Raw genomic sequence first — 12,588 nt, forward strand, 5'->3', positions numbered from 1 at the left:
GGGCGCGCCAACGCACGCCCAAATCGGACGTCAGGCTTGGGGGGGCCTCAAATGGACCATGCCGGTGCGGCCGTCGAGCGACGCAGAGGCGGAGATTGTCGGCTTGGGCACTGTGAGGACGGGGGTATATTCCATCGTCGTGCGCGCAGGCGCGCCGACGTCGTGTCCGTGACAATAATTGTGATGATGCGGGACATTCTTGTCCGAGTCCGATGGCACCTGATCGATGTCACCGGCGGTATGGACCGTGAACTCAACGCCCGCGATGCTTCCCCCCGCCAGATCGGCGGCATGGGCCATGCCGGAGAAGCTGGTCAGGACCAGCATCAGGCATGTCAGGAAAGGCAAAAAGGCTCGCACTAGCTTGCCTCTATCACGGAAGGGTTTTCATGTCATTGCACTAATTCGAACCAAGGGTCACTGAGCCGGAACCCGAGCGGGATCGGTCGCGCCCGTTCCAGGCGAACCCGACCGCAATGGCGACCGCCATCAGGAGTTGCGCCAGCACCGATTGCCAAGTGGGAAACACGCCGAGCATCGACAGCCGTGGCACGTCCGCGAGCGGTGCGATGTTGATAAGGCCGGCTTCCTGGAGCGCGGCGACGCCTTTACCCGCCAGCACGACGGTCAGGACCGCCATGAGCCAGGAGCTATAGCGGAAGAACTGCGCGATCGGCAGCTTGCGACTGTAGCGAAGCATGGCCCAAGCGATCAGGCTGAGCAGTCCAATCGCCGACCCGGCCCCCGCGAGAAGCATCCCGTTGTCACCTTGCGCCGAAAGCGCGGCATAGAACAGGATCGTCTCGAAGACCTCGCGATAAACTACGACGAACGCCAGCCCGAACAGGAACCAGCCCGACCCGCCCGAGAGCGCCCGCGACATCTTCTCGCGAATATAGCGCTGCCACTGATCGGCCTGCGCCTTGCCGTGCATCCAAATCCCGACCGAGAGCAGCACGACCGCGGCGAACAGCGAGCCAAACCCTTCCGTCAGCTCCCGGCTCGCACCGCTGATCCCGATCGCATAGGTGGCGACCGCCCAGGTGATCCCGCCCGCGATGATCGCGCTGACCCAGCCGCCATGCACGTACCGCAGCGCCTCGCCGCGCTCGGCTTTACGCAGGAACGCGATCATGGCGACAACGATGAGCAGGGCTTCGAGCCCTTCACGCAGCAGGATCGTGAACGCGCCCAGGAACGTGGACGCTTCGGTGGCGGCATCAGGCGCGAGCGCCGCTTCCGCATCGTCGAAAAGGCCGCCCAGTACTGCGACCTTCTCCGCGAGATCATCGGGCGACGCGCCCCGGTCGATCGAGGCGCGGAACTCCCCCATCGCGCCCTCGATTCGACCCATCAGCGTCGCGTCGCGCGCGGTGAGTGTTGGCTCGATCGGCTCGAACCCATCGAGATAGGCCGACAGCGCCAGCTCTTTCGCCATGCGCGCATCGCCGCGCCGCGCAGCCGCCACGCTTTCGGCGAGTTTGGCGCGGGCGACCGCGAGCGAGCCGGGAGCCTGTTGTATCACCTGTTCGGGATGACGACGCAGGAACGCGAGCACTGGGTCAGCCTTGGCGTCGCCGATCGCCGCGCCGAGCGCGGCCGGGGTGAGCGCGACCAGGGTTTTCAGGTCCGGAATGCGCCGGCGAAGGGTCGGGTCGGATTTCCAAAGCCGCTCGCCTTCGCGCGCCTGCGCATCCGTGAAGGCGAAGCTCCCGGCTCGGAATGCTAACGCCCAGCGCTGATCGTTGGGCAGATCGGCGAAGCTCTGCATCGCGGTCCCGTCGATGCCTTGCGTCACCACCTGATAGAGCGCGAACACGCTGCGCTGGCGCGCGCGCTCGGCATCGGTGAAAGCAATCGGGGGCGTAGCGAGCTTGGCGGCGTCAGGGCCACGGCCGTTGCCCGTCATCCCGTGGCAGGACGCGCAGGATTGTCGGAACAGTGCATCGCTGGAGACGAGGTTCGGAGCCTTATCGGGCGCGAGCGGCACCGGGTAGGCGCGCAACAGATCGGCCGCGAGCCCGTGCGCCAATGTTGCCACCTGTTCAGTCGGTCCCTTTTCCGCGATCACCGCCTGGAGGTTGGCAGCCCGCTGGATGAGGGCTTGACGCTCCGGCTTCGCCGGCAGGCCCTGAAGCCGTGTCGAGACCGACGCGGCGAACTCCGTCATCTCGGCATATTCCGACGTGCTCTTGATCCGACCGTTGGCGACCGCGCCGCCATAATCGACGGCCATATAGTCGAGCAGCCGCCATGCGGTTTGCACGTCGCCGGGTTCGGCGATTGCCGCAGCAGGGATCAGCAGCGCCGCGAGCGCGGAGAGCAGCCGCAACGAGAGCATTGCCCGGATCAACGCGAGCAGACGCACTACCGCTCTCCCAATTCGCGCCGAGCGCCAGTGACGATTTCATAAGCGGAGTGGAGGAACAGGAGGGCGATGAGGCCGGCGACGGCGAGGTCCGGCCAGGCGCTTCCTGTCCACGCCACCAGACCGGCCGCGGCGATCACCGCCACGTTGGCGAGCGCGTCGTTGCGGCTGAACAGCCAGATCGCGCGAACATTGGCGTCCCCTTCCCGGAAACGCGCAAGCACCAAGGCGGACACGACATTGATCGCGAGCGCGACAACGCCGATTGTGCCCATCAGTTCGGCATCGGGCGCGGTTGCGTTCAGGGCGCGCCAAATCGCGAAACCGATTACGCCCACGCCAAGCGCACCGAGAAACAACCCCTGCGTCAGCGCGACCTTTGCCCTCGCCCGTGCGGACCAGGCAAGCGCGAGAAGACCGATAAGGCTGATCGACCCGTCCCCGAGAAAATCGAGGGAATCCGCTTTCAGCGCTTGGCTATCGGCGATGAACCCGCCGAACAGCTCGGCGACTCCGAAGCCGAGGTTGAGCACCACGACGGTCAGCAGCGCACGGCGATAGGCCGGATCGGTTTGCGCGCGCGCGGGCTCCCCGTGGCACCCGCAGCTTTCGGTAGAAGCATTCATGCGGCCTTCCTTACCACCTCCAGTCGCTGTAGAAGCAAGCGAAATGTGCGACACGTTCGCATAAGCAAGGATGGCATGATGAAGCCGGTGATGATTGGGCAGCTCGCCAGCGAGACCTCGACGAAGGTGACGACGATCCGCTTTTATGAGTCGATCGGGTTGCTCCGATCCGCCCCTCGCACGGCGTCGGGTCGCAGAACCTACGATGCCAGTGACATTGAGCGTTTGCACTTCATCCGCAACGGTCGCCGGCTTGGCTTCTCCGTCGACGAGATCCGTTCGTTGATGGGGCTGGCGCAGAACCCGGACCAGGATTGTGGTGCCGCCTCAGCTATCGCTGCTCAGCACCTCAAGGATGTGGAGGAGAGACTGGCGCAACTCGCGGTGTTGCGGGATGAGTTGGCAATGCTCAGCCAGAGCTGCACCAAGGCGCGCATGGCCGATTGTCGGATCATGAAGGCGATCGGCAAAGGCCACCCTCAAGCCGATCAATAATAATCGGCCAGCCTGAGCTCGCGCACATCACCCGAGGCCATCGTCAGCTTTACGAGGGTGCCAGCAGGCCGGGAGCGCACTTGCCAGAGCTCCCCACGCGTATAGTTCGCATCGATCGAATGGCCGTTCACCGCCACGATCCGGTCGCCGACCGCCCAGCCAGCCTTTTCCGCGGGACTGTTCGCCGCCACATGAACAACGGTGAGCGCCGTTGGTGAGGCTGCGAGGCCAAGGCCGCTACGGTCCTTCAGCATCGGCAGGCGACGACGAGGACCGAGTGGCCGGAGCCACACGAATCCGGCGGTCACGTCGAACACCACGTCGAATTGAGCGATCAGCGGTAGGCCGACATTGCCAACCGTGCTGGTGGAGAGCCAAGCTCTCATCCCGAGTGTGGGGACGTTCGAGACGCCAAGCCCTTCGATGTTGATGTTCTGGATCGTGAAAGCATCGTTGATACGCACACCATCGACGCCGCCGATCGCCGCGGTCGAGACGAGCTTCCCGTTCAACAGCCCTTGATCGCGGGCATAGGCCGACGAGAGCATCAGCGCGGCCGAGCTGCCAAGATCGATCATCAAGGGCACGGGAGGCAAACCCGAGACGGAAGCTCGAATGAACAGCTCCTGCTTGGCACCGCGCCCGAGCGCGACAGCGCGCCAGTCGGGACCGGCGAGAAACGTGCCTGACTTGACGACCGCCATACGCCTTTTCGCGAAATCGAGCGCGATGCAGCTACCCGTGAACATATCGGCACCGAGGAGGATATCGATCGGTCGTCCGAAGGCCGCCGACACTGAACTCAGATCACCAACGACGGCAAAGGGTAAGCGACGGGTTTCGCGGGCGAGCTGTACGTCGATGTCGCGGACCAGCAGCACCGGGGCCTTGGCGCTCAGCCCGCTAATCATGCGCCGCTCACCATCGTTCAAGCCGAGCTTCGCCGCGAGCGCCGTGCTCATGATCGACGCGCCGCTGCCACTGTCGAGCACCGCCCGCACCGGCACTCCGCGCACTTGTGCCGAAACAAGGAGGGTATCACCCGTGCCGACTTCCAGCGGCTCCCATTCGAGGTGAGCCGCACCGAAGTTCCACGAGCCCGCAGACCGGGAAGTCTGTCGCGCGAGCGTTGGAGAACCGAGCACCAAGCCGGTTCCACAGGCCACCAGCCGCGCCACTAATGAGCGTCGAGACATACCGATTGCTTCAACACGGGCCGTCAAAAAGCCACCTCCAGCCCCCCGTCCGCAGGAGAGCAAATTGCGGTTACATGCTCCAGCCACTGGAGGAGCAAGTGCTTTTGGTGCGCCCGAAAATCCTCAGAAGCGCTTGGAGAACTTTAGATGAAGGATGGTGCAGACCGCTTAGATGCCTTCCCGATAACGAACGGTTCCGGGGGACGCTGGGCCGATCGGGACCGCGAACGGTGTAAACGCTCGCGCTAAGTGGCGGCATTCTGATCGCGCTATTTGTCGGCGAGCGTCGCTACGCGGCTACCGGCTTGGTCTCGGCCGATCGCACATAGGCGTAGAGTGTTGGCTTGGAGATGCCGAGCATCGAGCAAATCTTGGCGATCGGCATCGTGTTCTCGTGGTAGAGCCTGACGGCCAGGTCGCGCTTGTCCTTGCCGAGTGCGGCCGGCCGGCCACCCTTCTTGCCGCGAGCGCGGGCTGCGGTGAGACCGGCCTGGGTCCGCTCGCGGATCAGGTTGCGCTCGAACTCCGCCAATGCCCCGAACAGGTGGAAGGTAAGCTTGCCCGACGTGGTGGTCGTGTCGATCGCCTCGTGCAGGCTCAGCAGCCCGACCTTTTCCTCGTCGAGGTAGGTCATCCATCCGATCAGATCACGGAGCGAGCGGCCGAGCCTGTCGAGGCGCCAGACCACCAGTGTGTCGCCGGCGCGAAGCAGCTCCTTCACCTTTTCCAATCCAGGGCGAGCGGCAGTCGCCCCGGAGGCCTTGTCGGTGATGACCTTCTCGCAGCCGGCAGCCTTCAGCGCATCACGCTGGAGGTCCAGGTTCTGCTCGGCGGTCGATACGCGGGCGTAACCGATTTTCATGCGTAGGGCCGGTGGCGCCCCGATCGGGCGCGGTTTGGGAAGAAAGTCGTCATCGGCAGGTCTATGTTGCCCTAGTTTTCTTTACCGGGTAGATTTACGTCGAACAGGCCGGTTTGGCAACGCGAGCGGACTCGCATGGCGATGGGCAGGCAAATCTCCGTTTTCCTTACCTGCGACACGGACCGTCGGCGGTGACGCATCCGGCGCTTGTCCCGCCGCTGGCGATCGAGCGCTACCGCGTCCTTGAACCGCACCTCGCCGATGGCATCCCGCTCGCGGACCTCGCCCGCACCGGCACGCTGAGCGAGCGGACGTTGCAGCGCTGGCTCGGGCGCTACCGTGCCGAAGGACTTGCCGGTCTCGCGCGTCTGCCGCGCAACGATCGGGGCAGGCTGCACCTGCCGGAACATCTGGTCGAACTGACCCGCACTCTCGCCACCAAGCGCCCGCGACCCCCGGTCGCCGCCATTCACCGAAAGGTGCAGGAACTCGCCATCGCGCATGGACACCGAACCCCCAGCTATGCGGCCGTCGCGCGTGTCGTCAGGGCGATACCGGCAAGCCAGATCGCCGCAGCCTCCGATCCGGCCGTCTACCGCGACCAGCACGAGCTAGTGCATCGGCGCGAAGCCGCGACCTCGAACGAGATGTGGCAGGCCGATCATACCGTTCTCGACATTCTCGTGCTCGATGATGCCGGAACCCCGGTGCGTCCTTGGCTGACCGTCATCGTTGACGATCACAGCCGAGCCATCGCCGGTTACTTCCTCAGCCTCGATGCCCCCAGTGCCCTCAACACGGCGCTCGCCTTGCGGCAGGCGATCTGGCGCAAGCCCAATCCCGAATGGATCGTCAGCGGCATTCCCGAACAGCTTTACGTCGACAACGGCTCGGATTTCATCTCCGAGCATATCGAGCAGGCGTGCATCGCCCTCAAAATCCGCCTCATCCATTCGCTGCCGGGGCGTCCTCGCGGGCGCGGCAAGATCGAGCGGCTGTTCCGCACCATCAACGACATGTTCCTGCCCGACCTGCCCGGCCACCTGATCGCGGGCAAGCCGCTGTCGGCGCCAGTGCTCACGCCCGACGAGCTGCGCGCCCGCTTCGAGGCGTTCGTGTGCGGCGTCTATCATCGTCGCCCGCATGGCAGCACCGGCGAACCGCCGATCACGCGCTGGCAGAAGGGCGGGTTCCTGCCCGCAATGCCCGACAGCCTTGAACAGCTCGACATGCTGCTCGTGCACGTGCCCAAGCCCCGTAAAGTGCTGCGCGACGGCATCCGTCTGATGGGCAGGCGCTATGTCGAACCCACGCTCGCGGCCTTCGTCGGCGAGCAGGTCGAGGCGGTCTATGACCCCCGCGACCTGACCGAGATCCACGTCTACCACCAGGGCCGGTTCGTCTGCCGTGCGCTCAGCTCCGAGCACGCTGGGCACCCGTCGTTGCGCGCGATCCAGCGCGCCCGGCGCGGCGCGAAGGAGCGCGACAAGCAGGTGCCTGCCCCCACGGAGACCTTCGATGGCGACCAAGAGGATACGGCTTCCCGGCCCACCACCTACCGAGGGCTCCGGCTCTACGCCGCTGACGATTGAGTTCCTGGTCGAGCAGCCGTTCCTGGCGACCCGCGAACATGCCCGGTTCGTCGAGTTTGCCGAAGCCTGCGCGCACTACCGCTATATCGGCGTGTGTCATGGCCGGCCGGGCGTCGGAAAGACGCGATCGGCGCGCGAGTTTTCCAGCTTCCCCGACCTGGGGGAATATGCCGCGCTCCGTCCCATTGCCGCGCTCCTTGGCGAAAAGGTCGCTCGCTGCCGCGCCGTCTTCTACACCGTGTCGGTCAGCAACACGCCCAAGACGATCGACGCGGTGTTGGGCCTCAACCTCATTAAGCTGGGCTATGCCCGGCTGACGGTCGCGGGCGGCTCGCAGGACGAAATCACCCATGACGCCGCCCGCATCGCCTGCCCCCTCGTCATCGTCGACGAGGCCGACCGCCTGACCATAAAGTCGCTCGAACATCTCCGCGACATGGCCGATCGCCACGGCTTCGGGCTGATCCTGATGGGTATGCCGGGCTTGGAGAAGCGCCTCGCCCGCTATGCCCAGCTCTACTCGCGGATCGGCTTCGTCCACGAGTTCAAACCGCTTACCGAGACCGAAATGCGGCTGCTGCTCGCGACCCACGCCGGCGATTTCGGGATCAGCTTCGACCCGGCCCAACTCGACGCGATCGAAGCGCAGGCAGCCGTGATCCGCATCACGCGCGGCAACTTCCGGCTCATGGAGCGCCTGTTCGCGCAGATGCGGCGGATCATGACCCTCAACCGCGTCGAGGAGGTCACCGCTGACATCGTTCAGGCCGCGCGCGATTGCCTCGTCATCGGACCCGGCAACTGACAAATAGCGCGATCAGAACGCCGCCATTTAGCGTCACGCTTTGGGAGCAACCCCTCCGACTTCAGTCGGATACTGGCTTCAGCCATAGACTCGCATAATAGCAGGTATCCTCGGGAAAGTGAGACCGCCTGAAAGGCGTGAAGTCTCACTTTCCCGAGGATACCTGCTATGGGCTATTCGAGTGGTTGCCACACGACCTTTCATCATCGCTATCATATCGTCTGGGCGCCCAAATACCGTTTCAAGGTGTTGCACGGCGAGGTCCGCCTCAGGGTGCGCGAGATCATCAAGCAGGTCTGTGTCGAAATGGGCGTGACGATCGTCAATGGCGCGCTTTCACGCGATCACGTCCATATGTTCGTTGAAATCCCACCGCATATCTCGGTCAGCGACTTCGTGCGCCGGGTCAAGGGGCGGTCCTCGCGCAAGATCCAGCAGGAGTTCGAGCATATCCGCAAGCGCTACTGGGGCCAGCGCTTCTGGCAGCGTGGCTACTTCTCAACCACGTCCGGAAACATCACCGACGATATCATCATGCGCTATCTCGACCGCCATACCCACAAGCAAGGCTTCAGCCCTTCGCCATGAACCTACCGGCGTCAGCCGGTCAGTCATTCAGCGCGAGCGTTTACATCCGCGCCCTTCCCTGATGCAAAAATCTGATGCAGAATCGCGGCATGATTTACGGCTATGCGCGCGTCTCGACCAACGGCCAGGACCTGGCCCAGCAGCTCGCCCAGCTTGAGGCGGCCGGCTGCACGAAGATCTACCGCGAGAAGATCAGCGGCGCGTCGGCCGAGCGGCCTCAGCTCAAGCGCGCGATCGGCGCGCTCGATCCCGGCGACGTGCTGATGGTGACGGCGACCGATCGCCTCGCCCGCAACACGCGTGACCTGCTCAACATCCTGCACGCGGTCAAGGAGACCGGCGCCGGCTTCCGCTCGATCGCCGAGCCGATGCTGGACACGACATCGCAGCTCGCCGAGGTCGTGATCGCGGTGCTGGGCGTCGCGGCGAGCTGGGAGCGCCAGCGGATCGTCGAGCGCACCAGCGCCGGCCGCGCCCAGGCCAAGGCGCGCGGGGTCAAGTTCGGCCGCAAAAGCGCCCTCACCCCCCACCAGCAGGCCGAGGCACGGCGCAAGCTCGACGCCGGCGACACTCAGCGTTCCGTCGCGGCGCTGTTCAACGTCAGCCAGGCGACGATTTCGCGGTTACAGGAACGGCCATGATGACGGGGCTGCAATGGCCTGGTGCCGCCATCGTCGTCAGTCTGGCCATCAGTCTCGCAGGATGTAGTCCGGCGAAAGAACCGGCGGTGGCGGAGGGACCACCCCAACGAGCAAGTTCGTCGGAATTGCCGCCGCCCCCTCCCCCGCCAGTGCCCGGCCCCAATTATCATGGTAACGGGAGTGCCATCGCGGTTCCTGGCGCTCCCGACATTAGCGGCCTCGATGATGCGCAGATCGACGTGATGTTCGACGAGGCGGTCGCGCGGGCGCGACCGGGGGAAGGCAAGCAAGCGATTTGTGTCGGGCTGCAGGGCCTCGCCGATGGCGCTGTTAAGGATGCCCCGGAAAGAACGATCAGGCGATTGGCCGAGCTACTGCGCTTGCCCGCCTTCCCCGCCTCCCAATGCAGGGCCGATGCCACTCCGTTCGTCACCGCGACCAAGGCCGAAGCGATCCTCTACACGGTGAGGGTCGAATCTCGCGATCGGAAAGGTGTGCTGACTTTTTGGGCGACAGCCGTATTCGGCAATCTCGGAGCGCATGGAATGCAATTCCGCCTTATCCGCCAAGCTGGACGCTGGGTGCCTGAGCCTACCGGATTATCGGTGTTGTCATGAGGCGATCAGTGCGCCGGTATAGCACGTTCTTGCCATCTTTGCTTTTAACCGCGATGGGACTTGAGGGCTGCGCTACGACGAGCGAGCCTCCCATGTCAGGAATCGCGCTACCAACACTATCGTTCGATCCCGAGATAGCATTGACGGCGCTAGCGTCCGGCCGGCTCGTTGCCCGTGATGGCTGTCTGCGGCTTGTCGGCAGAGCGGGCAAAACGAGGGCGCTTGTCATTTGGCCCAAGGGCTCCCGGATCGTGACCGAGGGACGCGGAGCTGCCGTTATATTGGGCAACAGCGGGCAGCGCGTGCCGATCGGCCCACGCATTCAACTTGGCGGGGGCGTCGGCGAGAGCATACCTCCCGAGGCCCTTTCCACTCCCCTGCCCTCGCAATGTGCCGGCCCCTATTTCAGCGCCAACTGACTATCGCGCCTTACCGGGCACGACGGGGTTATGAAATACCGAAGGCGTGATCCCGACCAGCAGGAACAGGGGCCGTCCGCAAAATTCGGCCAGTTCTTCGCTGAATCCACGTCGCACCTTGGAGAGAGGGCCGCCGAGCAATTGAAGCGGGGCGGAGGGCTTCGCGGTTGCAGATTGCAGGGTAGCGTCAAAGGTCGCTGGCGTGCGGAATACCGGCGAATATTCTTGGCCGCTGTAGTCCACGACAAGGCACGATCCTTGCCGCCGCACGAAGCCATGCCGTTCAATCGCGTCAGACACGACCAGGCCGTCTTCTGATTCCTGCACATCGTTTCGGACGAGCGCGGTGACGCCATCCTGGGTCTGTTCGACCACCGATGGCGAGGTCTCTCCCAGGCCGCACGCGCTCACCAGCAGGAACAGGCACAGTGCGGCCACCCTCACATCACTCTCCTGGCAAAATGCCGTTAACCGCGAAGGTCGGGAATGTGCGGCAGTCGGAGGGAATGGCATGTTGTCGTGCAAATGCAGGCGAGACGGTGTTTCCGCCGGTGCCTGTCAGCGCGACCGGCGCGCCGATCGCGGCGGACGCGCCCAACTGCTCGATGCGATATCCATCCTGCGTCTGCGTAATTTGCGCGGGCTGTCGCCAGACCAACAGGCGTGAACCATTGGCTTCGCGGAGCACGACACATCCCCTCTCCACCGCGAGCATTCCGCGCGCTTCCTGCATAGCCGATGGCGGGAAGGTCGCGGCATCGTAGGTCACGATAAATGGCCGTGCTTTGGAATATTTCGCCGGAATTGTCTGGCAATCCCGCTCATCGATCAGGGGAACAGTGGTCGCAAGATCGCGCGGGGGTAACGGTCGCAGCGCCGCGCACGAAAAATCCGGTGCTGCCGTGGTCAGTTCGTAAGCGGTGCTGATGACGATCGCGCCGCGCCTGGCATCGATGACTATTCCTAGTGGCCCGTAGAGATCGCGCGGCAAGGCGGATCGGCTATTCGTAAAAGCGCGCTCTAGCTCGGCGGCCGAGTATGGATGCGCCCCAACATGGCTGTTGGTAGGAGGCTCCGGCGTGTTGGCGCAGGAGGCCAGCAGGATCGCCGCCAAGAGAGGGGTTATGCGTCGAGTGCCAGTGAACATTCCCAGCGATCCTCAGTCCACCTGAACCCGATCCTTTCCGCGTTGCCGATCGCGGGCGGCTCGCCCTTGCGCCAGAACGCTCGCATCTTGGCGCGGTCATCCATATGGGCATCGGCGACGATCGCGCGCGCGGCCTGGATGAACTGCCCATGCCCGAACACATAGGCCAGCGAGTCCGTGGGCATGGCGGCGAGGCGGTCTAGCGCCGTCTCGCAGCGCCGGAGCAGCGTGGCGAAGCTCTCTGCCCCCTCCCCGTCGCAATAGTCCGGGTCCGCGTCCTGCCAATAGCGTTCGAGGTGCGGCATCCTCTCGGCGCTGCGCGTGCCGTTCCAGCGCGCCGGTTGCAGATAGGTGAACTCTTCGATCGGCCACACTTCGACCGGCACACCGGGAAAGCGCGCGATCGTCGGCGCGGCCGTCTGCTGCGTGCGGGTATAGGGGGACGTGACGATGAGCGCGGGCGCTTGCGTCCAGCTCGCCGCGACCGCCCTCGCCTGTTCGTGGCCGCGCTCCGTCAGCTCGATCGTCGCGAGATCGTGGCACGGCACGCCGGCATTGCCGGTGGATTCGCCGTGACGGATGAAGATTACGCGCATGGCTATTCAAACAGTTCCGCATGAGTGCCGGCGCGCACGAAGTTCACCAGATTCCCCTCAATCGTATAGATCAGCAGGAAATCGCCGCCGATATGGCACTCGCGATGATCGCTCCAATCGCCTTTCAGCGGATGATCCAGCCATTCCGGGCCTAACGGCGCGTCGTTGGCGATGAGCATCATCATCGCCTCCTTGAGCTGTTTCATGTTGTAGCGCCCGCTGCGCGACAGTCGCTCCCAATCCTTGACGAACCTTTTTTCGTAGGACGCCTCTCTTGGGAACGAAGCCCGCTTACTGCTGGTGGGCTTCTTGGTCGAGGGCATCGAACATTTCCTGGGCATCGGTGAAACGGGCGCGGTGGGCCTTCATCGTCGCGCGGGACGCCTCGATCGCGGCGCGCGTCTCGGCGTTCGGCACCTTCAGCTCGAACGGCAACGCATGATCCTTGGCAACCCGCGTGAGGGTCATGCGGACCACATCCGAGACGGTCAGCCCCAGCTCGGCCAGCACGGCGGCGGCTTCATCCTTCAATGTTTCGTCGATGCGCGCGCGCACGAAAGCGGTAGCGGCCATTGGAACCTCCTTGGTCAAGCCGACAATGTAGCTCATTTGAGCAACAATTTCAATCCAGGCAGG

At 64.3% G+C, this 12,588-nt stretch carries 16 protein-coding genes; 6 read left to right on the forward strand and 10 right to left on the reverse strand.

What is annotated here, in order from left to right:
• Window positions 1-30 precede the first annotated feature (30 nt).
• From GR702_RS18865 to GR702_RS18875, 3 genes are all read right to left on the reverse strand, one after another.
• Entirely contained in the window at window positions 31-327 is a 297-nt protein-coding gene (locus GR702_RS18865; RefSeq protein WP_007406840.1) for a hypothetical protein, read from the reverse strand.
• A 73-nt stretch (window positions 328-400) separates the two neighbouring features.
• A complete protein-coding gene (locus tag GR702_RS18870; protein WP_004212871.1) occupies window positions 401-2,368 on the reverse strand; it encodes a cytochrome c/FTR1 family iron permease in 1,968 nt (655 codons plus the stop codon).
• Window positions 2,368-2,994, reverse strand: a complete 627-nt coding sequence (locus tag GR702_RS18875; RefSeq protein ID WP_004212870.1) for a cation efflux transmembrane domain-containing protein — start codon at window positions 2,992-2,994, stop codon at window positions 2,368-2,370. The genes GR702_RS18870 and GR702_RS18875 overlap by 1 nt, the downstream gene beginning before the upstream one ends.
• Before the next feature lie 78 nt (window positions 2,995-3,072).
• Between GR702_RS18875 and GR702_RS18880 the strand changes: the two genes are divergently transcribed.
• Window positions 3,073-3,489 (forward strand): MerR family transcriptional regulator, encoded by a 417-nt coding sequence (locus GR702_RS18880; RefSeq protein ID WP_004212867.1) that lies wholly within the window; start codon window positions 3,073-3,075, stop codon window positions 3,487-3,489.
• Here GR702_RS18880 and GR702_RS18885 read toward each other — a convergent pair.
• On the reverse strand, window positions 3,483-4,685 hold the full coding sequence (locus tag GR702_RS18885; RefSeq protein ID WP_013039112.1) for an aspartyl protease family protein: 1,203 nt from the start codon (window positions 4,683-4,685) through the stop codon (window positions 3,483-3,485). The two genes, GR702_RS18880 and GR702_RS18885, sit on opposite strands and share 7 nt — an antisense overlap.
• A 289-nt stretch (window positions 4,686-4,974) precedes the next feature.
• The gene (locus tag GR702_RS18890; RefSeq protein WP_007407197.1) at window positions 4,975-5,547 is read right to left on the reverse strand and encodes a recombinase family protein; all 573 of its coding nucleotides are present in this window, start codon (window positions 5,545-5,547) and stop codon (window positions 4,975-4,977) included.
• Between the two features lie 191 nt (window positions 5,548-5,738).
• Here GR702_RS18890 and GR702_RS18895 point away from each other — a divergent pair, with 191 nt between their 5' ends.
• The 5 genes from GR702_RS18895 to GR702_RS18915 all read left to right on the forward strand — a co-directional run bounded on the left by GR702_RS18895 (window position 5,739) and on the right by GR702_RS18915 (window position 9,790).
• A complete protein-coding gene (locus tag GR702_RS18895) occupies window positions 5,739-7,139 on the forward strand; it encodes a Mu transposase C-terminal domain-containing protein (protein WP_010339228.1) in 1,401 nt (466 codons plus the stop codon).
• Window positions 7,066-7,944 (forward strand): AAA family ATPase, encoded by an 879-nt coding sequence (locus tag GR702_RS18900; RefSeq protein WP_009824028.1) that lies wholly within the window; start codon window positions 7,066-7,068, stop codon window positions 7,942-7,944. The genes GR702_RS18895 and GR702_RS18900 overlap by 74 nt, the downstream gene beginning before the upstream one ends.
• A gap of 168 nt (window positions 7,945-8,112) precedes the next feature.
• Complete coding sequence (gene tnpA / locus GR702_RS18905; protein WP_010339227.1) at window positions 8,113-8,532, forward strand: IS200/IS605 family transposase; 420 nt, start codon at window positions 8,113-8,115, stop codon at window positions 8,530-8,532.
• Between the two features lie 89 nt (window positions 8,533-8,621).
• Window positions 8,622-9,173, forward strand: coding sequence for a recombinase family protein (locus GR702_RS18910; RefSeq protein WP_037525727.1), 552 nt, complete (start codon window positions 8,622-8,624; stop codon window positions 9,171-9,173).
• The gene (locus GR702_RS18915) at window positions 9,170-9,790 is read left to right on the forward strand and encodes a hypothetical protein (protein ID WP_126053496.1); all 621 of its coding nucleotides are present in this window, start codon (window positions 9,170-9,172) and stop codon (window positions 9,788-9,790) included. The genes GR702_RS18910 and GR702_RS18915 overlap by 4 nt, the downstream gene beginning before the upstream one ends.
• 419 nt (window positions 9,791-10,209) lie before the next feature.
• On the opposite strand, the gene GR702_RS18920 is transcribed toward GR702_RS18915, so the two are convergent.
• From GR702_RS18920 to GR702_RS18940, 5 genes are read right to left on the reverse strand one after another with little or no spacing between them, the layout of a single operon-like run.
• Window positions 10,210-10,653: a hypothetical protein gene (locus tag GR702_RS18920; RefSeq protein ID WP_042490982.1), complete on the reverse strand. Its 444-nt coding sequence runs from the start codon at window positions 10,651-10,653 to the stop codon at window positions 10,210-10,212.
• A gap of 1 nt (window position 10,654) precedes the next feature.
• The gene (locus GR702_RS18925; RefSeq protein ID WP_010339223.1) at window positions 10,655-11,356 is read right to left on the reverse strand and encodes a hypothetical protein; all 702 of its coding nucleotides are present in this window, start codon (window positions 11,354-11,356) and stop codon (window positions 10,655-10,657) included.
• A complete protein-coding gene (locus tag GR702_RS18930) occupies window positions 11,332-11,952 on the reverse strand; it encodes a histidine phosphatase family protein (RefSeq protein WP_010339222.1) in 621 nt (206 codons plus the stop codon). The genes GR702_RS18925 and GR702_RS18930 overlap by 25 nt, the downstream gene beginning before the upstream one ends.
• 2 nt (window positions 11,953-11,954) lie before the next feature.
• Entirely contained in the window at window positions 11,955-12,275 is a 321-nt protein-coding gene (locus GR702_RS18935; RefSeq protein ID WP_029547945.1) for a type II toxin-antitoxin system YafQ family toxin, read from the reverse strand.
• On the reverse strand, window positions 12,244-12,525 hold the full coding sequence (locus GR702_RS18940) for a type II toxin-antitoxin system RelB/DinJ family antitoxin (protein WP_010339220.1): 282 nt from the start codon (window positions 12,523-12,525) through the stop codon (window positions 12,244-12,246). Before GR702_RS18940 ends, GR702_RS18935 begins: the two co-directional genes overlap by 32 nt.
• Window positions 12,526-12,588: the final 63 nt, after the last annotated feature.

The organism is Novosphingobium silvae, assembly GCF_009856825.1.
Classification (GTDB): domain Bacteria; phylum Pseudomonadota; class Alphaproteobacteria; order Sphingomonadales; family Sphingomonadaceae; genus Novosphingobium; species Novosphingobium silvae.